General features: G+C 71.4%; 16 protein-coding genes. 6 read left to right on the top strand and 10 right to left on the bottom strand.

What is annotated here, in order from left to right:
- Positions 1 to 101: 101 nt before the first annotated feature.
- The 7 genes from mdcH to mdcA form a co-directional block, all read right to left on the bottom strand.
- Entirely contained in the window at positions 102 to 1,037 is a 936-nt protein-coding gene (mdcH, locus tag FD678_RS15565) for a malonate decarboxylase subunit epsilon (protein WP_140725685.1), read from the bottom strand.
- Complete coding sequence (gene mdcB, locus FD678_RS15560) at positions 1,034 to 1,897, bottom strand: triphosphoribosyl-dephospho-CoA synthase MdcB (protein WP_140725682.1); 864 nt, start codon at positions 1,895 to 1,897, stop codon at positions 1,034 to 1,036. The genes mdcH and mdcB overlap by 4 nt, the downstream gene beginning before the upstream one ends.
- Positions 1,894 to 2,538 (bottom strand): malonate decarboxylase holo-[acyl-carrier-protein] synthase, encoded by a 645-nt coding sequence (mdcG, locus tag FD678_RS15555; protein ID WP_140725679.1) that lies wholly within the window; start codon positions 2,536 to 2,538, stop codon positions 1,894 to 1,896. The genes mdcB and mdcG overlap by 4 nt, the downstream gene beginning before the upstream one ends.
- 1 nt (position 2,539) lies before the next feature.
- Positions 2,540 to 3,244: a biotin-independent malonate decarboxylase subunit gamma gene (gene mdcE, locus FD678_RS15550; RefSeq protein WP_140725676.1), complete on the bottom strand. Its 705-nt coding sequence runs from the start codon at positions 3,242 to 3,244 to the stop codon at positions 2,540 to 2,542.
- Complete coding sequence (locus FD678_RS15545; RefSeq protein WP_140725673.1) at positions 3,235 to 4,155, bottom strand: biotin-independent malonate decarboxylase subunit beta; 921 nt, start codon at positions 4,153 to 4,155, stop codon at positions 3,235 to 3,237. Before FD678_RS15545 ends, mdcE begins: the two co-directional genes overlap by 10 nt.
- A 1,306-nt stretch (positions 4,156 to 5,461) precedes the next feature.
- Positions 5,462 to 5,779: a malonate decarboxylase acyl carrier protein gene (gene mdcC / locus FD678_RS15540; protein ID WP_140725669.1), complete on the bottom strand. Its 318-nt coding sequence runs from the start codon at positions 5,777 to 5,779 to the stop codon at positions 5,462 to 5,464.
- A gap of 10 nt (positions 5,780 to 5,789) precedes the next feature.
- Positions 5,790 to 7,436 (bottom strand): malonate decarboxylase subunit alpha, encoded by a 1,647-nt coding sequence (gene mdcA, locus FD678_RS15535; protein WP_140725666.1) that lies wholly within the window; start codon positions 7,434 to 7,436, stop codon positions 5,790 to 5,792.
- Between the two features lie 178 nt (positions 7,437 to 7,614).
- Here mdcA and FD678_RS15530 point away from each other — a divergent pair, with 178 nt between their 5' ends.
- The 3 genes from FD678_RS15530 to FD678_RS15520 are packed head-to-tail and all read left to right on the top strand — an operon-like array spanning position 7,615 to position 9,334.
- Positions 7,615 to 8,139 (top strand): PadR family transcriptional regulator, encoded by a 525-nt coding sequence (locus FD678_RS15530; protein ID WP_218569765.1) that lies wholly within the window; start codon positions 7,615 to 7,617, stop codon positions 8,137 to 8,139.
- Positions 8,136 to 8,543, top strand: coding sequence for a Fur family transcriptional regulator (locus tag FD678_RS15525; protein ID WP_140725663.1), 408 nt, complete (start codon positions 8,136 to 8,138; stop codon positions 8,541 to 8,543). Before FD678_RS15530 ends, FD678_RS15525 begins: the two co-directional genes overlap by 4 nt.
- Positions 8,540 to 9,334, top strand: a complete 795-nt coding sequence (locus FD678_RS15520) for a siderophore-interacting protein (RefSeq protein ID WP_140725659.1) — start codon at positions 8,540 to 8,542, stop codon at positions 9,332 to 9,334. Before FD678_RS15525 ends, FD678_RS15520 begins: the two co-directional genes overlap by 4 nt.
- A gap of 1,028 nt (positions 9,335 to 10,362) precedes the next feature.
- Here FD678_RS15520 and FD678_RS15515 read toward each other — a convergent pair.
- A complete protein-coding gene (locus FD678_RS15515; protein WP_140725656.1) occupies positions 10,363 to 11,097 on the bottom strand; it encodes a YceI family protein in 735 nt (244 codons plus the stop codon).
- Positions 11,098 to 11,175: 78 nt separating this feature from the next.
- Entirely contained in the window at positions 11,176 to 11,766 is a 591-nt protein-coding gene (locus tag FD678_RS15510) for a malonic semialdehyde reductase (protein ID WP_140725653.1), read from the bottom strand.
- Positions 11,767 to 11,882: 116 nt separating this feature from the next.
- On the opposite strand from FD678_RS15510, the gene FD678_RS15505 reads away from it, so the two are divergent.
- Entirely contained in the window at positions 11,883 to 12,833 is a 951-nt protein-coding gene (locus FD678_RS15505) for a mitochondrial fission ELM1 family protein (RefSeq protein ID WP_218569764.1), read from the top strand.
- Positions 12,834 to 13,613: 780 nt separating this feature from the next.
- Positions 13,614 to 14,174: a queuosine precursor transporter gene (locus FD678_RS15500; RefSeq protein ID WP_140725647.1), complete on the top strand. Its 561-nt coding sequence runs from the start codon at positions 13,614 to 13,616 to the stop codon at positions 14,172 to 14,174.
- 171 nt (positions 14,175 to 14,345) lie between these two features.
- Here the strand turns inward: FD678_RS15500 and glnE are convergent, their stop codons facing one another.
- Positions 14,346 to 17,144, bottom strand: a complete 2,799-nt coding sequence (gene glnE, locus FD678_RS15495; RefSeq protein WP_140725643.1) for a bifunctional [glutamate--ammonia ligase]-adenylyl-L-tyrosine phosphorylase/[glutamate--ammonia-ligase] adenylyltransferase — start codon at positions 17,142 to 17,144, stop codon at positions 14,346 to 14,348.
- Positions 17,145 to 17,912: 768 nt separating this feature from the next.
- Here glnE and FD678_RS15490 point away from each other — a divergent pair.
- Complete coding sequence (locus FD678_RS15490; RefSeq protein ID WP_140725640.1) at positions 17,913 to 19,427, top strand: acetyl-CoA hydrolase/transferase family protein; 1,515 nt, start codon at positions 17,913 to 17,915, stop codon at positions 19,425 to 19,427.
- Positions 19,428 to 19,549 lie beyond the last annotated feature (122 nt).

Below are 19,549 nucleotides of genomic sequence, written 5' to 3'. Positions count from 1 at the left end.
GGGGTTGCTTGGGTTGTTGGCGGAGCGGCATCCGGCTGCGAGGGAGCTCGAGGGAAAGTCCCATCGCAGCCGGGGCCGCTCCAACGCGATACCGCTCCTACCTACGAAACGCCGGAATCCGCAGCGCGCGCGCAGGCGCGCTGCACCCATTCCGCGACGCCCTCCAGCGTCTGGAAGTCCTCCACCGAACGCGCCTCGGCCTGCGGCGCCAGCTCGCGCGCCATCCGCGCCAGCGCGCTGCCCGGCCCGAGTTCGAGGAACACCGTGGCGCCGCGCTCCAACGCCTGCGCCATCGCCTGCCGCCAGCGCACCGTGGTGGCGATCTGCTCGGCCAGCGTGTCGCGCACGCGCGCGGGCGTGCGCGCCGGCTGCGCATCGATGCCCGCCAACACGGCGAGCGCGGGCGCGCGCAGCGCCGCCTGGTCCAGTTCCTGCGCGAAGCCATCCGCGGCGGCGCGCAGCCACGGCGTGTGCGCCGGTACCGACACCGGCAGCGGGCAGGCACGCGCGCCCTGCGCGCGCGCCTCGGCGGCCAACGCATCGAGCGCCTGGCGCGGCCCGCCGAGCACGGCGTGGTCCTCGCCGTTGTCGATCGCCAGCGCGGCCTGGTACCGGTGCAGCAGCGTTTCCAGCGCGCTACGCGGCAGGCCCACCACCGCGAGCAGCCCCGCATCCGCGGGGCTGGCCGCATCCATCAGCGCGGCGCGGCGCGCGGCCAGTTGCAGGCAGGTGGCGTCGTCGAAACTGCCGGCAATGGCATGCGCGGCGAGCTCGCCGACGCTGTAGCCCAACGCCAGCCCGGGCGCCGGCAGCAGTGGCTGCAACGCGCGCCAGTGCGCCAGCGCCGCCGCGCAGACCAGCGGCTGGGCGATGGCGTTGCGATAGCGCTCCTCGTCGCCGGCGAGCGCCTGCGGCGAGCGGCCGAGCGTTTTCCTTGCCGCCCGCAACAGCGGCGCGGCGGCCGGCGCGGCGAGCACGCGCTCGAACATGCGCGGGTGCTGGCCGCCCTGCCCCGGGCACAGCAATGCCAGGCTCATGCGTCCTCCTGGGCGAGCAGGAACGCGGCGCAGGCGAGCAGGTCGGCGCTGCCGCCGGGGCTGAGCCGGCACGCGACGAAGCGGGTACCGATGGCGTCCAGCCGCGCGCGCCAGTCGGCGCGATGGACGCCGCCCTCGGCCAGGAATCCGCGCGCCAGCCGCTGCGCCAGGCGCAGGCCGTCGCGGCCGCCGCGATGCAGCAGGTTGAGGTCCTGCACGCGGGCGACCAGCGTCATCAAGGTCTGCGCCAATGCCGCCTCGCGCGGGATGCCATCGCCCAGTGCGGCACGCAATGCCGGCACGGCGGCCTCGCGCAGGATCGGGTAGCCGGCCGCGGCCTGCTCGCGCACGCCAGCCACGCCGTGCGCGCGGCGCATGCGCTGGCCATGGCTGCGCGGGTCCAGCGGCGCGTCGAGCAGGTCGGCGCGCCAGCCGGCGACGGCATGGCACACCTGCGCCGCGCGCGGCGTGCGCCCGTGCAGCGCGCGCAGGCGCGCGGCCTGCGCGACCAGCAGGCCCAGGCTGAAGATCGCGCCGCGGTGCGTGTTGATGCCGCCGGTGGCGCGCTGCATCGCCGCCTCGGCCTCGAGGCCGAGCGCACGCAGCGTGGCGAAAGGCGCATCGCGGCGGCCGGCCTCGGCGATGGCGACGAAGTAGCCGCGCAGCGCGAACAGGCTGCGCAGGAAGGTGGCGGCATCCATGTCGTCGTGGCTGCCGCGGTCGAACGGCGTCACCAGGCCCGGCTTGGGCGCCAGCGCCAGCTCGGCATGCAGCGCCGCCACCGCCAGCCGCCCGAGCCGGCGCGCCAGCGGCGAGGCCGGTGGCGATGGCGGGGTGGCGACGGCAGCGGCGGGTCTCATGCCGCGCTCCGTTGGGCGAAGAACGCCTCGCGCGGCTGCAAGGCGCAACCGTCGTGGCGCTTGACCAGTACCTGCGCGGCGCCGGAAGCGTATTCGCGCCAGTTCGCCGCGCTGCCGTCGCCGCGCACCAGCTCGCCGTCGGCGCGGCGGCCCTGCGCGGCTTCCCAGCGCTGCAGCAGCGCGACGACCGCATTCGCGCGGCGGGCATCGTCCACGGCCCACAGCAAATCGATGTCCGAGCCCGGGCCGACGTAGTCCAGGCCGGTCAGCGCCTGCCAGGCGAAGCTGCCGAACACGCGCGGCGCCAGGCCACGCGCGGCCGCGGCATGCGCCAGGGCCTCGAGAGCGCCGCGCCAACCGCCGGGCGCATGCGCGATCACGTCGGCGAGCGCACACGGCGGGGTGTGGCGACGCACCGCGGGCCCCTGGGCGCGCAGCGCAAGCCGGCGCTTGCCCGAGGCCGGCGGCAGCGGCACGCCCAGGCACAACTCGTTGTCGCCGGCCGCTTCGTCGCGGCGCGCCACGATCGCCGGCCGGCCCTGCGCGAACCAGTCGCGCAGCTCCGCCTGCACGCCTGGCGCCAGCGCCTGCCAGGCGCCGTGCGGGTCGAGCCAGACCAGCGTGTGGCGCGGCAGCGGCATGTCAGGCCTCGCCCGCGGCCACGGCATCGGCGACGTCGCGCGCCAGGGTGCGCCCGCCGCGCTCGGCGCCGCGCACGCTGCGCTCGTCGCCATGGACCGGCGCGGCCAGCGCATCGAGCAACGCCCGGGCCAGGTCGCCCTCCCACAGCGACTCGACCGCGCCCATCGCCACGTAGTTGGCCACGCCCGGCGCGAACACCGGCGAGGCCTGGCTCAGCGCCTGCAGTTTCTCCAGCGGCTGCTTGGTCACGCGCGCCATCGCGCGCAGGTCCATCACCCGCACCTGCGCATCGGCCAGCGCGTGGATGCGATCGGCCATCAGGCCGAACGAAAGGAAGCCGCCGCTGACCGCCTCGCCGTGCACCAGCGTGACCAGGCGCGCGCCGCGGCGGCGCGCCAGGTCCAGGCACTTGGCCAGGTGCGCGAAGTAGCCGTTGATGCCGAGCAGTTCGTCGCGCCGCGACAGGCGCTGGCCGGCGGTGTCGGCGAGCATCACGATCGGGCGCCGCGGATGCGCGCGGGTGCTGGCAAGCACGTGCGCGGCCAACGCCAGCGCATGGTCGACGCCGACTTCCAGCCGATCGGTGGTGCCGATCACGGTGACCTCGCCGGCATCGGTGCGGGCGCTGCCGGTGATGACGCCGTCGCGCACGGCGATGCGGTGCCCGTGCGGGAACAGGCGGTCGAGCAGCTCGTTCAGTACCATGACGCCCTCCGGTCGCTGGTGGCGGCGAGGAAATCGGCGGTATCCAGCAGCGGCAGGCGCTGCGGCTCGTCGATGCCCAGGCGGTCCCAGACCTCGACGCCGTCGCGGCAATCGCCGAAGGCCCCGATGCGCAGCGCCAGCCGCGCGTGCTCGCCTTCGAGCGCGGCCAGCGCCTGCTCGTCCGACTCGGGCGCGCGCAACTGGCCGAGCACGTCGAGCGCGGCCTGCGCGAAGGCGTCGATGCGGTCGGGCACCAGCACGGCGGCCTCGCCGAGCAGGTAGCGGTGCTTGCCGCCGGTCACGCGCCACACCAGCGCGCGGTCGCGCGCGTCGAATTCCTCCACGCCGCGCACGGTCTCGATCACTTCCGGCCCGGACAGCGACAGCCGCCCTTCCTCGGACATCAGCACCGCGCTGCAACAGCGCGCGACGATGCCCATGCCGCCGAACGCGCCGTTGCCGCTGCCGACCAGCGCCAGCACCGGGACGCCGGCGGCGCGCACGTCGAGCACGGCGCGGATGATCTCGGAGATCGCGATCAGGCCGGCGTTGGCCTCGTGCAGGCGCACGCCACCGGTATCGAGCAGCAGCAGCACCGCGGCCGGCCGCACGGCGATCGCGCGCCGCAGCAGGCCGACCAGCTTGGCGCCGTGCACCTCGCCGACGCCGCCGCCGAGGAACTCGCCCTGCTGCGCGGCGACCAGCACCGCGTGGCCGCGCAACCGGCCTTCGCCGACCACGATGCCATCGTCGAACGCGCCGGGCTGGTCGAGTTGCGCCAGGTGCGGGCTGGACAGGCGCCGGCGCGGGCCGACGAACTCGCGGAAGCTGCCCGCGTCGAGCAGGCCGGCGATGCGCTCGCGCGCGTCGGCCTCGTAGAAACTGCGCTGGGTGGCGGGGATCGTGCTCATGCGCGACTCCATCGGGCGGGCGCGGCGGCCCTTGGGAATGCGGTTCCGGCTGCGAGCGTCCTTGCGGGAGCGACTTCGGTCGCGGCGACAGGCGAAGCGGTGCGCTCACCGGCTTCGGAGACAGTCGGGACTGAAGTCCCTCCCACAGAAAGCAAACCAGCCATGCATCCCGGTGCAGGAACCCCTGTGGGAGCGACTTCAGTCGCGACAGGCGAAGCGGCGCGCTCACCGGCCTCGGAAACAGTCGGGACTGAAGTCCCTCCCACAGAAAGCAAGCCAGCCACGCGTCCCGGCGCACGAACCCCTGTGGGAGCGACTTCAGTCGCGACAGGCGAAGCGGTGTGCTCACCGGCTCCGGAGACAGTCGGGACTGAAGTCCCTCCTACAGAAAGCAAGACAACCATGCGTCCCGGCGCACGAACCCCTGTGGGAGCGACTTCAGTCGCGACAGGCGAAGCGGTGCGCTGGCCGGCTTCGGAAACAGTCGGGACTGAAGTCCCTCCCACAGAAAGCAAGCCAGCCACGCGTTCCGGCGCACGAACCCCTGTGGGAGCGACTTCAGTCGCGACAGGCGAAGCGGTGCGCTGGCCGACTTCGGAGACAGTCGGGATTGAAATCCCTCCCACAGAATGCAAGCCAGCCATGCGTCCCGGCCCAGGAACCCTTGTGGGAGCGACTTCAGTCGCGACAGGCGAAGCGATGCGCTGGCCGGCTCCGGAAACAGTCGGGACTGAAATCCCTCCCACAGAACGCAAACCAGCCATGCATCCCGGTGCAGGAACCCCTGTGGGAGCGACTTCAGTCGCGACAGGCGAAGCGGCGCGCTGGCCGGCTTCGGAGACAGTCGGGATTGAAATCCCTCCCACAGAATGCAAGCCAGCCATGCGTTCCGGCGCAGAAACCCCTGTGGGAGCGACTTCAGTCGCGACAGGCGAAGCGGTGCGCTCACCGGCTTCGGAGACAGTCGGGACTGAAGTCCCTCCCACAGAAAGCAAGACAGCCGCGCGTCCCGGCGCAGGAACCCTTGTGGGAGCGACTTCAGTCGCGACAGGCGAAGCGGCGAGCTGGCCAGCTCCGGAAACAGTCGGGACTGAAGTCCCTCCCCCAGAAAGCAAGACAGCCGCGCGTCCCGGCGCACGAACCCCTGTGGGAGCGACTTCAGTCGCGACGGGCGAAGTGGTGTGCTCACCGGCTCCGGAAGCGGCCGGGACTGAAGTCCCTCCTACATAGAACAAAGACGCAGCGGCGCGCTGGTCGGCTCCGGTAACGACGGGGACCCGATTTCCTCCCGCATAACCCAGGCAATTCATGCCTCGCCCTCCCGCAGCGCTTCCACCGCCTGGTCCAGGCGCAGGCTGACCACCGCGGGGGTGGCGCCGACGTCGTTGATGCTGATGCGCACGTCGCGCAGCGGGTGGCGGGCGGCGAAGTCGTCGAGTACCGCCTGCCAGATCGCGCCGAAGCCGCGCGCGGCGGTGACGATCGCGATTTCCATCGCGCCCTCCAGCGGCGCGGTCTCGATCAGCACTTCCAGGTTGCCGGAGGCGACCACGCCGACCAGCGCATGGTCACGCGCGGCCTTGGCCGGGATGCGGCCGTCGAAACGGTAGTTCAGGGTCTCCATCGGCAGGCCCTCACCAGTTGCGGAAACGTTGCGGCGGCGCGTACAGCCCGCCGGACCAGCGCACCAGGTCCTTGACCGTGCGCGCGGCGAGCAGGTCGCGGGTAGCGTCGCGGGTGCGGATGCCCAGGTCTTCCGGGCGCCGGATCACGCCGCGGTCGCGCAGGTCCTCGACCATGCGCCGGTCGCGGCCAAGGCCGACCGCGGTGTAGCCGGCCACACCGCGGATCGCCTGCTCGCGCTCCTCCGGCGTGCGGCACAGCAGCAGGTTGGCGATGCCTTCCTCGGTGAGCACGTGGGTGACGTCGTCGCCGTAGATCATCACCGGCGGCAGCGGCATCTTCGCGCGCTCGGCCAGGTCCCAGGCATCGAGGCGCTCGACGAAGGCCGGCGCCATGTGCTCGCGGAAGGTCTCCACCATCTGCACCACCAGCTTGCGCCCGCGCGGCATCTCGCCCGGGCGCGCCGCCTCGCGCCCGGCCTTGAGCCAGGCCTCGCTGGCGTGGCGGCGGCCGCGCGCGTCCGAGCCCATGTTGGGCGCGCCGCCGAAACCGGCGATGCGGTCGCGCGTGGCGGTGGAGCTGTTGCCCTGCAGGTCGATCTGCAGCGTGGAGCCGATGAACATGTCGCAGGCGTACAGGCCGGCGGTCTGCGAGAACGCGCGGTTGGAGCGCATCGAGCCGTCGGCGCCGGTGAAGAACACGTCCGGGCGCGCGGCGATGTAGCGCTCCATGCCGAGCTCGGATCCGAACGAGTGCACCGATTCGACGAAGCCGCTCTCGATCGCCGGGATCAGCGCCGGGTGCGGGTTGAGCGCCCAGTGCCGGCAGATCTTGCCCCTCAGGCCCAGCGACTCGGCGTAGGTCGGCAGCAGTAGCTCGATCGCCGCGGTGTCGAAGCCGATGCCGTGGTTGAGCCGGTCCACGCCGTACTCGGCGTAGATGCCCTTGATCGCCATCATCGCCATCAGCACCTGGATCTCGGAGATCTGCGCCGGGTCGCGGGTGAACAGCGGCTCGATGTAGTGCGGGCGCGGCGCCGGCACCACGAAGTCGACCCAATCGGCCGGGATGTCCACGCGCGGCAGCGCGTCCACCACCTCGTTGACCTGCGCGATCACGATGCCGCCCTTGAACGCGGTGGCCTCGACGATCACCGGCGTGTCCTCGGTGTTCGGGCCGGTGTAGAGGTTGCCGTGGCGGTCGGCGGCCTGCGCGGCGACCAGCGCCACGCGCGGGGTGAGGTCGATGAAGTAGCGGCCGAACAGCTCCAGGTAGGTGTGGATCGCGCCGATCTCGATCGCGCCCTGCGCCACCAGCGTCGCCAGGCGCGCGCCCTGCGGGCCGGAGAAGGAGAAGTCCAGGCGCTTGCCGATGCCGCGCTCGAACACGTCCAGGTGCGCCGGCAGCGACAGCACCGACTGCACCAGGTGCAGGTCGTGCACGCGCGCCGGGTCGACCTGGGTCAGGCACTGGGCGAGGAAGTCGGCCTGCTTCTGGTTGTTGCCCTCCAGGCAGACCCGGTCGCCCGGCTCGATCACGGCCTCCAGCAGCGCCACCGCATCGGCGGCGGCGACACGGTGGCCGCCACGCGCCAGCGGCGCGGCCCGCTGCAGGCGTTGGCGACGGCTCTCGGCCAGGGTGTCCCAGGTTCGGCTCATGCCCGCTCCGACATCATGATGTTGATGTAATCACAACATAATTATATCGACGCGACGATGTCCAGCCGCAGTGCAGCAAGACTGGCGGCTGAACGGCCGGGGCCGGCGGGACGGCCGCGAGGTTGTCGGCATCGCCGATTTCGATATATCGTCCCAGCACCCGATACGACATATCGAAATGCGCCCGCCCAAGCTCCTCTCCGGCCTGTTGCACGCGCACCGCCAGGCGCATGCGCGCATGCGCGGCGGCCGCGCCCTCGCCCACGGCGACCTGCGCCTGCTGCTGCTGGCGCTGATCGAGCAGCAGCCGCGCCACGGCTACGAGCTGATCCGGCTGATCGCCGAAATGTTCGCCGGCGTCTACACGCCCAGCCCCGGCGCGGTCTATCCGACCCTGGCGCAGATGGAGCGCCATGGCTGGATCGAGGCCGACAGCGAGGACGGCCGCAAGCGCTACGCGATCACCGCGGCCGGCCGCACCCGGGCCGAGGCCGAGCGCGAGGCGATCGAGGCCGCGCTGATGCGCACCCATCGCAGCGCGCGCGAGATCGCCAAGGCCAACCTGCCGGCGCCGGTGCGCGACGCGCTGCGCCGGATCAAGCGCGGCCTGATCGCCCGCCACGGGCGCTGGGACGAAGCCGAGATCGCGCGCGTGGCGGCCCTGCTCGACCAGGCCGCCGACGGCATGGACGAACCGCGATGAACGAACCGGCCCTGCGCGCCCTGCTGGCGGAGGCCGGCCTGCGCGTCACCCGGCCGCGCCTGGCGGTGCTGCAGGCGTTGGCCTCGCAAGCGCAGCCGGTCGATGCGATGTGGCTCCATCGGCGCCTGCGCGACCACGAGGCCCGGATCGGCCTGGGCACCGTCTACCGCGCCCTCCGCGACCTGGAACGGCTCGCGCTGGCGAGCGTGTCGGCGACGCCGCACGGCCGTCTGCGCTGGCGCCTGGCCGCGCCCCCTCCTTCCCTCCCCGCCTTGCCAGCCGACGCCAGCCTGCCGGGTTCCACCGCCGTGGCGGCACTGGCCGAACAGGCCGCGCGCCTCGGCTACCACCTGGTGCCGATGGCGCATGCCGCCGGCACCGTTCTCCCCCAGGAAACACCATGACGACCCACGACAACCGGCTGGTGCGCCACGAGATCCGGCGCCGCGAACTGCAGGTGCTGCGCACCGAGCAGGTCACCCCGCACATGCGCCGCATCGTGCTCGGCGGCGAGCAGCTGCAGGGCTTCCACAGCGCCGCGCCGGACGATCACATCAAGCTGTTCTTCCCCAACGCCGACGGCGAGATCGTCGTGCCGACGATGACGCCGCAGGGTCCGCGCCTGCCCGAGGGCGTGGCGCCCTCGCCGATGCGCGACTACACCCCGCGCCACCACGACGCCGGGGCCGGCGAGCTGGCGCTGGACTTCGTGCTGCACGGCGACGGCGTCGCTTCCGGGTGGGCCGCCAGCGCCCGGCCCGGCGACACCCTGACGATCGCCGGCCCGCGCGGCTCGTTCGTCGTCGCCGGCGACTACGACCAGTACGTGCTGATCGGCGACGAGACCGCGCTGCCGGCGATCGGCCGCTGGCTGGAGGAGATGCAGGAGGGCATGCAGGCCCAGGTCTTCATCGAGATCGCCGACGCTGGCGAGCGCCAGGATCTGGCGAGCGCCGCCGACGTACGCATCCACTGGCTGGAGCGCAACGGCGTGGACGCCGCCACCAGCACCTTGCTCGAGGACGTCCTGCGCGATTTCGAGCCGGACGACGGCGACACCTTCTACTGGATCGCCACCGAATCCCGGCGCGCGCGCATGATGCGCAAGTTCGTCGAAGGCCACCTGCGGGTGGGCCCGCACTCGATCCGCGCCACTGGCTATTGGAAGGCTGGACCGGACGAGGAAGAAGGCTGAGCGAGCGAGGCCCTTGCAGGAGCGGCATAAACTGCGATGGGCGTTATCGGCAAACCTCCGTCGCGGCTTGCACCGCTCCTACAACGGCGAAGATGTCGGCATGGGGTTGTTCCCGCCAAACACACTGGGTCTTCGACCCCTGCCCCTCAGGCATAGCTCGATGGCGTTCAGAGCCACGCGAGCCCATGGACGGCAGAGGGATTGATGCGAGCGTGACGGCTGCGGCTGAGGCAACAGCTGAAACTGCAGATGTTTCTGTTGCTGTTGCTGTTGCTGTTGCTGTTGCTGTTGCTCGTGATTTTGCTTTGGATTGGGTAACGCCTCCTCGCGCGGCGGCGCGCCAACCTCCGTGGCCTACGAATGTCACTGCGGCGCGGCCCCTCCGAAGCGGCGGAGACAATGGGAAACACCCGAAGGGCGGCGCACAGGGGCTCGCCGGAAAAGGCGAAGCACTGCTTCGCCCCGGCGGGCGGGCATTCGCCGCGCGGCGAATGCCCCGGGCTCGTCCGCGTAGCGGACGAGTGCGCCGTTTTCGGCCGCGACAGGAGGTCGCGTCCGAAAATCCCATTGGCTCCGCGGACCCGCAGCGCAGCTGCGGGCGCGAAGGCGGGGTGTGCTTGATCAGCCGTTCGGCTGCTGTGAAGCGCTTCTTTTGGTTACTTTTCTTTACGCGGCACCTCCTTGTGCCGCGCCCTTCGGGCCGGCTTCGCCGTGCGGCGCCGCTCCTGCGGCGCGTGTGCACAAGCAAAGAAAAGTGACTCGCCAAAGGCGAAAGCTTTGGCCTTTATTGCCAAAGGCCCAAAGAACCAAAAGCAAAGTCCCTGGATGATCAGCCGTTCGGCTGCTGAACAGCGCTTCCCGCCTTCGCGGGAATGACGATAGAGAGATGGCGTGAAACGGTGAGATTACGTGGACTACATCTCACACACCTCTACGCCTCCACACTTCCCGAACAACACCACCCCATGAACGAAGAAGGCCCGCCAAACGGCGGGCCTTCTCACATCGCAAAAGAACAGCAGCGACGCTTACTTCTTCTCTTCCGCCGCCGGAGCCGCCGCATCCGCGAGCGCACCCTCCGTCGTGATGCTCAACTGCACATCGTCGCTCACGTTCGGCGCGTAATTGCCCACGCCGAAATCGGTGCGCTTGATCGTGCCGGTGGCGCTGAAACCGATCGCCTGCTTCTTCAGCATCGGATGCTCGCCGGCGCCGTTCAGCGTCACGTCCAGCACGACCGGCTTGGTCTGGTCCTTGACGGTCAGGTCGCCGGTGACGCGCAGCTTGTTCGGCCCGGTCGACTCCACCTGCGTGCTCTTGAAGGTGGCGTTCGGGAACTTGGCCGCATCGAAGAAGTCCGCACCCTTCAGGTGCTCGTCCAGCTTGGGCACGAAGCTGTCGAGCGCGCTCAGCGGCAGGGTGACCTCGACGCTGGACTTGCTCACGTCGTCGGCGTCGTAGACCAGCTTGCCCTCGCTGATGCCGAAATGCGCGCTGGGCTTGGAGAAGCCGAAGTGGCTCCACTGCACCAGCACGTCGGTGTGGGTCGGATCGAGCGCGTAGGTGCCCGAGACCGCCTTGATCGCCTCGGCGGCAGGCGCTGCCGCGGCAGCGTCCGCGGCCGGGGCGGTGGCCGGCGCGGCAGTCTCGGCGGCGGCGGGCGCGTCCTGGGCCGGGGCGGCGGCCTGGTCGGCCGGCTTGGAGCAGGCGGCGATGGCCAGGGTCAGGGCCAGCGGGAGCAACAGCTTCTGTGCGGTGTTCATGCAGGTGGTTCTCCGGAAAGGGTGGGAAGCGAGGAACGGGGGACTACGGATGGACGAGGAACCGCGAAGGCGCCCGCATCACTCGATGCGGGCAGCCTCGTCGAAACCCAGGCGCGGCAGGCGCGGGTAGACACCGGCCGGATCACCATAGCCGAGGTTGACGAGGAAGTTGGACTTGATCGCCGTGCCGGCGAAGAACGCGGCATCGACCTTGGCGTTGTCGAAGCCGGACATCGGCCCGGCATCCAGGCCGAGCGCGCGCGCGGCCAGGATCAGGTAGGCGCCCTGCAGGGAGCCGTTGCGCAGCGCGGCCTCGTAGCGCTGTTCGCGCGGACCGTCGAACCAGCTCTTCGCATCGGCGTGCGGGAACAGGTACGGCAGCTTCTCGTGGAAATCCTGGTCGTAGCCGACGATCACCGTCACCGGCGCCGCCATGGTCTTGGCGTAGTTGCCCTCCGACAGCGCCGGCGCCAGCTTCTGCTTGGCTTCCCTCGACTTCACGAAGACGAAGCGCGCGGGGGTCATGTTGGCCGAGGTCGGCCCCCACTTCAGCAGCTCGTACAACGCATGCAGCTGGCTGTCCTCGACCGGCTTGTCGAGAAAGGCGTTCTGGGTACGGGCGGTACGGAACAACTGGTCCAGCGCGGCGGCGTCGAGCACGTCCGACATGAAGTCTCCTCGTGTATCGGGTGCGGAAGGCCTGTGCCGTCCGCAAAGAAGGGGCAGTGTAGAGTGGCAAGATTGCCATCACACACGCCCATGGCTGCAACAAATCTATGTCGGATGTGAAACGATCGGACGCCTGCTGGGCGGTCAGCGACGGACGCGCCGGCAACGCCCGCCAGGCCGCGGCGCTGGCGGCCGCGCTGCGGCCCGCGGCCTGGGACGCGGTCGAGCTGGCCCCGCGCGCGCCCTGGCGCTGGTGCGCGCCGCGGCGCCTGCCCGGCGACCGGGCCGCGTTCGGGCCGGGCTTCGCCGGGCGATTGCAGGCTCCGCCGGCGATCGCGATCGGCTGCGGCCGCCAGGCAGCGCTGGCGACCCGGCTGCTCCGGGCCCGCGGCAGCCAGGCAGTGCAGATCCTGGACCCGCGCCTGGCCCCGCGCCACTGGGACCTGGTGGTGGTGCCGGAACACGACGCGCTGCGCGGCGGCAACGTGCTGACCCTGCTCGGCAGCCTGCATCCGGTGGACGACGCCTGGCTCGCGGCCGGCCGCGCCGCCTTCCCCGCCCTCGGCGCCCTGCCCGGCCCGCGCGTGGCCCTGCTGGTCGGCGGACCGACCCGGCAGGTGCCGTGGACGGTCGCCGACCTGGCCGCGCTGCTGGACACGCTGCACGCCCTGCTCCGCGCCGGCGGCAGCGTGCTGGCGACGATCTCGCGCCGCACCCCGCCGGATGTCGCCCTGGCCCTGCAGGCCCGGCTGCGCGACCTGCCGGGCGTGCTCTGGCGCAACGAGGACGACGGCCCCAACCCCTACCCCGGCCTGCTCGGCTGGGCCGACGCGATCGCATGCACCGCCGATTCCAGCAACCTGCTGTCGGAAGCCTGCGCCACGAAGGCCCCGGTCGCCGTGGCCTTCGCCGGACGCGCGCAAGGACGCCTGCGCAACCTGATCGAGGCCTTGCAAGCGCGCGACCGGCTCGCCCCGCTGGAAACGCTGCTGGACACCGGCGAACGCATCCCCCTGCGCGAAACCGCCCGCATCGCGGCACTGGTGCGGGAAAGATTGCTGGGGTAGTTGCGGGCAGGGAAGCGGTGCTCTTGGGACGGAATCGATGACCGGCTGCCGGTGGGTTTCCCCTGGACGGGTCACATGCGCAGTAAGTGCTATTGCTCTGGATTGGACAACGCTTCCTCGCGCAGCGGCGCGCCAACCTCTACGGCCTACGCGTGTCACTGCGGCGCGCGCCCTTCTTAATGGCGGAGACATGGGAAACACCCGAAGGGCGGCGCACATGGGCTCGCCGGAAAAAGGCGAAGCACCGCCTCGTCTCGGCGGGAGGGCATTCGCCGCGCGGCGAATGCCCCGGGCTCGACCGCGCAGCGTCGAATCGCGTCCGAAAATTCCATTGGCCCCGCGGACTCGCAGCGCAACTGCGGGCGCGCAGGCGGGGTGTGCTTGATCAGCCGCTCGGCTGCTGCGAGCGCTTCCTCGGGCTACTTTTCTTTACGCGGCACATCCTTGTGCCGCGCCCTCAGGCGGCTTTGCCGTGCGGCGCACGTGCACAAGCAAAGAAAGGTAACTCGCCGCCAGGCAAAAGCTTCGCCTTTATTGCCAAATGCCCTGAAAGCCAAAAGCAAAGTCGAAGTCCCTGGATCTTCGATCCCCGGCCATCGGGCATAGCCCGGTGGCGCTCAGTACCGCGCGAGCCCGCGGCTCGCCAGCAGAGGCTCTTCGCCCCCACTTTCGCGGGGCGGCGATAGCGAGATCGCGCGAACAGGGCGTACAGCATGGACGTCGCTGGCCCCCACCCACCCCAACAGCGATAATCCGCGCCCTTCCCCCCATCCCCGCACCATGCCCCCCGGCCCCACTCCCACCTTCGCCTCGCCCACCATCCGCGCCCTGCTGCTCGCGATCCTCGCGATGGGCGCCGTGGTGCTGCTGTCGAACGTGCTCGTGCAGTACCCGATCAACGACTGGCTGACCTGGGGCGCCTTCACCTATCCCGCCGCATTCCTCGTCAGCGACGTGATCAACCTGCGCTTCGGCCCGCGCGTCGCGCGCCGGGTGGCCTGGTTCGGCTTCGTGGTCGCCGTGGTGCTGTCGATCTGGGTGGCGACGCCGCGCATCGCCGCCGCGTCGTGCAGCGCCTTCATCTGCTCGCAGCTGCTCGACATCGCGGTGTTCCATCGCCTGCGCGCGGGCAACTGGTGGCGTGCGCCGGCGGTGTCCACGCTGTGCAGCGCGACGCTGGACACGGCGATCTTCTGGTCGATCGCCTTCGCAGGCGCCGGCCTGCCGTGGATCAGCTGGGCCACCGGCGACCTGATGGTGAAGCTGGGCATGGGCCTGTTCCTGCTCGCGCCGTTCCGCGCGCTGCTGCGCCGGCGCGCATCGGCGCCTCCGCTGCCGTAGGAGCGGCCTTTGTGGGAGCGGCTTCAGCCGCGACGGGGCTTTTGCGCGAATCCCTCGCAAGAGCAGCGCACATCCATGTGCGCGGATTCAAAGGGAAAGCCCCGTCGCGGCTGAAGCCGCTCCCACAAAAGCCGCCCCTGCATTCGGCATGTCCGATTGTGCAGGTACTGCTCAATCCTTGCCGGCCGGGAACGGCAGGTCCTGTGCCTGCGCGATGCCGGCGATCGTCCTGCGCGCCTGCGCGATCGCCGCCGTGGGCGCGGTCAGGCGCGGGCGCCGGTCCAGCGTGCAGGACAGGCCCGCATCGAGCAGCGCGGCGTGCGCGGCGTGCAGCGCCGCGGCGCGCTCTGCCGGCAGCCAGCCGGCGGCGGCGAGCGCGTCGATCAAGGCCGGCGTATCGCGCGGTTCGAGCAGCCCGGCGTGGCGGTGCGCTTCCAGCAGGACGCCGGCCTGCAGCACGAACTCCAGGTCGACCAATCCTCCCGCGCCCTGCTTGAGATCGAAGCGCGCCGCGTCGCTGCGGTCCAGCTCGGCGCGCATGCGCCCGCGCATCTTCACCACGTCCCCGCGCAGCGCGCCGGGCTCGCGCACGCGCGCCAGGATGTCGCCGCGCGCCTGCTCGAACGCCGCCAGCAACGCAGGGTCGCCGGCGACGCCGCGCGCGCGCACCAGCGCCTGGTGTTCCCACGTCCATGCCCGCTCGCGCTGGTACTCGCGATAGCTGGCCAGCGAGGACACCAACGCGCCCTTGCCGCCGTCCGGGCGCAGCCGCACGTCGATGTCGTACAGGCGGCCGGCGCCGGTCTCGGCGCCGAGCAGCGCCATCACCTTCTGCGCCAGGCGCGCGAACCAGCGGCCGGTCTCCAACGGGCGCGCGCCGTCGGAGGCCTCGACGCCGGCCGCGTGGTCGTACAGGAACACCAGGTCCAGGTCCGAGCCGAAACCCAGTTCGCTGCCGCCCAGGCTGCCGTAGCCGAGGATCGCGAACGCGCCGCCCGGCACCTCGCCGTGCATCTCGACCAGTTGGCGCCGCGCCATCGCCAGCACCGTGGCGACCACCGCATCGGCCAGCCACGCCAGCTGGCGCGTGCTGTCCAGGCCCGGCTGGCGGCCGTCGAGCGTGGCCAATGCGATGCGGAAGCTGAGCGCGAGCCGACGCTCGTTGAGTTCGCGCAATGCCGCCTCGGGATCGTCGATGGCGAGCGTTTCCGCGCACAGCGCGTGGATGGCCTGCGCCCCGGGCATCGGCCCGGAGATGCGCGTATCGAGCAGTTCGTCGAGCAGCAGCGGATAGGCCGCCAGGCGCTCGGACAGCAATGCGCTGCGCGAGAGCACGTCGACCAGCCGGGCCAGCGCGGTGGGCTGCTCGTCGAGCAGGGCCAGGTAGCTGGTCCGGCGCAGCACCGCTTGCAGCAGGCCGAGCACGCGCCGCAGCGCGGCATCGGGTTGCGCCGAGTGCGCCACGGCGCCGAGCAACGCCGGCATCACCCGGTCCAGGCGCGTGCGCGCGGCGTCGGACAGCGCGCGCACGCCTTGCGACTGCGCGAAGTCGCGCAGCGACTGGTCCGCGCCGGCGGCATCGGCGAAGCCGAGCGCCTGCAGCTGCGCGGCATCGCCGGCCTGCGCCAGGCCGCGCCAGTAGATCGCCAGCGCATCGGGCGCGGCGGAACGGCGGCGCGGCGCCAGCAGCTCGGCGAACTCCGCCGCCACCCGGTCGCGCTGCGCCTGCAACGCCGCGAACAGCGCATCCCAGTCCACGAATCCCAGGCCGCGCGCGATGCGTTCGCGATCCAGCGCGTCCACCGGCAAGGCATGCGTCTGCGCGTCGCGCAGCATCTGCAGGCGGTTCTCCACGCGCCGCAGGAAGCGGTAGGCCTCGGCCAGCGCCTCGCCCTCGGCCGGCTCGACCTGGCCCAGCGCGACCAAGGCCGCCAACGCCGGCAGCAGGCGCCGCTCGCGCAACGCCGGCTCGCGCCCGCCGCGGATCAGCTGCAAGGCCTGCACCAGGAACTCGATCTCGCGGATGCCGCCGGGCCCGCGCTTGATGTCGTCGAGCCGGTCGTGGCGCGCGACCTCGGCGGTGATCGCCGCCTTCATCTCGCGCAGGCCGTCGAGCGCGGTGAAGTCGAGGTAACGGCGGTAGACGAACGGGCGCAGCGCCTGCAGCCACGCCTCGCCGGCCTCGACGTCGCCGGCCACCGTGCGCGCCTTGATCCAGGCATAGCGCTCCCAGTCGCGGCCCTCGCGCTGGAAGTACTGGTCCATCGCGGCGAACGACAGCGCCACGCGCCCGGCGCCGCCGAACGGACGCAGGCGCAGGTCCACGCGGTGGCAGAACCCATCCACCGTGGTTTCGTCGAGCAGGCGCGCCAGTTGCTGGCCCAGCCGGGCGAAGTATTCCTCCGCGGCCAGCGGGCGCGCGCCGTCGGACTCGCCGCCTTGCGGATAGGCATAGACCAGGTCGACGTCCGAGGAGAAGTTCAGTTCGCCGCCGCCGAGCTTGCCGAGCCCGAACACGACCAGCCGCTGCACGCTGCCGTCGGCGGCGACGACATGGCCATGGCGCTGCGCGAATTGCCGCTCCAGCGCGGCCAGCGCCAGTTGCAGGCAGTCCTCGGCTAGGCGCGTGGCGCCGGCCAGCGTGGCCTCGACCGTGTCCAGCCCGAGCACGTCGCGCCAGGCCAGCCGCGCCGATTCGGCGGTGCGATGGCGGCGCAACTGCGCCTGCCATTGCGCGGGTTGTTCGGGATCGAGCGCGGGCAGCGGCAACGGTGCCGGATCGGGATCGGCGAAGTGCGCCAGCAATGCGGGCTGCCTGGCCAGCGTATCGGCGACGAAATCGCTGGCGAGCACGACGCGGGCCAGGTCGTCGTCGAAGCCCGCGCGCGCGGGCCATTCGGCGGCGGCCTGGCGGATGCGGGCGCAGTGGCGATCGACGAGGGTTTGCAGGGAATCGGTTTCGAACGGCATGCGCGGATTCTGACATCCATGCGGGCCATCACGGCCGATACAGGGCCGGCACCCGCACAGCGACGTGCAGGCGCGGCCGGAGTGGCGCGACCACCGGGCGGCCACGGGCCTCGATGCTGAAAACTTCAGCAACCTGCGCGGGCCGTCGAGACGAAGCGGCGACGGCACGCGTCCTTCACTCCGCGGCCGCGAGGCCGGGCCCACAGTGCAGGCCTGGCAGGCAGCGAACGGGCAATAAAAAAGCCCGCTTGCAGCGAACTGCCAGCGGGCCTTGCTCCCTCCCCCACGTCGGGATGCGGGGCCATAGTGCGCACAAAATTTTCGGGATGCACGCTGCAGTGCAAAACAATACCGGCCGGTACATTTGGCCGGCCTTTGGCGCCTTCCCGGCGCCTGTCGCGAAAGCGCGCGGGGCCGCCGCATCCGGTGGCGATGCACCCAACGCTCGCGAGGCGCCGAACGCGGCACAGCCGCGACGCCTGCACATCGCTTTGCCGCACCGGCAATCCATGGCGAAAGCGCACGTGCATGCGAACCGTTGCACGCGCCAATCGCGTGCGCGCATCGCCGCGTGCATGCAGCTCGATGTCCTTCGACGCGATGCGCCCACGGAGAGCGCGATGACGGGATCGATGCCTGCCGCGCGCGAAGGCGCGGAGCGCAGGCCATCGGCCACATCGCCGGACGCATCGCCATTCCACGAAGGTAGAAGCCTGCACGCGCGATGCGGGGGCGATAATGGCCACCCCCACGTTTTCCGCTGTCGCCATGTCCGACGAACGCATCCTCGATCCGCGCCTGCGCGATCGCATCGTCTCCGCCGAAGCCGCCGCCGCGTTGATCCAGCCTGGCGAAACCGTCGCCATGAGCGGCTTCACCGGTTCGGGCTACCCCAAGGCGGTGCCGATGGCGCTGGCACGGCGGATCGAGGCGGCGCACCAGGCCGGGCAGGCGTTCCAGATCAAGCTGATGACCGGCGCCTCGACCGCGCCGGAACTGGACGGCGCGCTGGCCAAGGCCGAGGGCATCGCGATGAGGATGCCGTTCCAGAGCGACCCGGACGCGCGCAACCGCATCAACGCCGGCACGCTGGACTACATCGACATCCACCTCAGCCACGTCGCCCAGCACGTGTGGTTCGGCTTCTACGGCGAGATCGACACCGCGGTGGTGGAGGCCGCGGCGATCCGCGAGGACGGCACGCTGGTGCCTTCGACCTCGGTCGGCAACAACAAGACCTGGCTGGACCTGGCCAGGAAGGTGATCGTCGAGGTCAACAGCTGGCAACCCGCCGCGATCGAGGGGATGCACGACATCTACTACGGCACCGCGCTGCCGCCGCACCGCAAGCCGATCCCCCTGGTGCGCGGCGACGACCGCATCGGCCAGGCCACCTTGCGCTGCGACCCGGACAAGATCGTCGCGGTGGTGCGCACGCACGGCCCGGACCGCAACAGCCCGTTCACGCCGGCCGACGAGACCAGCCGGCGGATCGCCGGGCACCTGATCGAGTTCCTCAAGCACGAGGTCGCCAAGGGCCGGCTGCCGGCCAACCTGCTGCCGCTGCAGTCCGGCGTGGGCAACATCCCCAACGCGGTGCTGGCCGGCCTGGCCGAGAGCGGCTTCCGCGACCTGGAGGCGTTCACCGAGGTCATCCAGGACGGCATGCTCGCCCTGCTCAAGTCCGGCGTGCTGCGCTACGCCTCGTGCACCGGCTTCGCGCTGAGCCCGGAGGCGAACGAGGCGTTCAAGCGCGACATCGACTTCTACCGCGAGCGCATCGTCATGCGCACGCAGGAGATCTCCAACCATCCCGAGCTGGTGCGGCGCCTGGGCTGCATCGGCATGAACGGCATGATCGAGGCCGACCTGTACGGCAACGTCAACTCCACCCACGTCATGGGCTCGCGGATCATGAACGGCATCGGCGGCTCGGGCGACTTCGCCCGCAACGGGTTCCTGTCGACCTTCCTGAGCCCGTCCACCGCCAAGAACGGCACCATCTCGGCGATCGTGCCGATGGTCAGCCACGTCGACCACACCGAGCACGACGTGTCGATCGTCGTCACCGAGCAGGGCCTGGCCGACCTGCGCGGGCTGCCGCCGAGGCGCCGCGCGCAGGTGGTGATCGACCGCTGCGCGCACCCGGACTACCGCGACGCGTTGCAGGACTACTTCGACCGCGCCTGCCGCGGCAGCTACGGCAAGCACACGCCGCACCTGTTGCCGGAGGCGCTGTCCTGGCACCAGCGCTGGCTCGACACCGGCACGATGCGCGGCTGAACGCGCGCCGGTTCCGCAGGCGGCGGCGGGCGCCTACAATCGCCCGGAACGCAGGAGAGCGGAGCCGCCAGGCTCCCGCCGAAGGCGCAGGCTCCCATAATCGCTCAGGCCCGCCGGCCCCC

It is taken from the genome of Pseudomonas sp. Hp2 (assembly GCF_006386585.1).
GTDB classification, from domain to species: Bacteria; Pseudomonadota; Gammaproteobacteria; order Xanthomonadales; family Xanthomonadaceae; genus Pseudomonas_S; species Pseudomonas_S boreopolis.
Note: the sequence above shows the minus strand (reverse complement) of the source record. Positions and strands in the feature narration are given on the sequence as shown.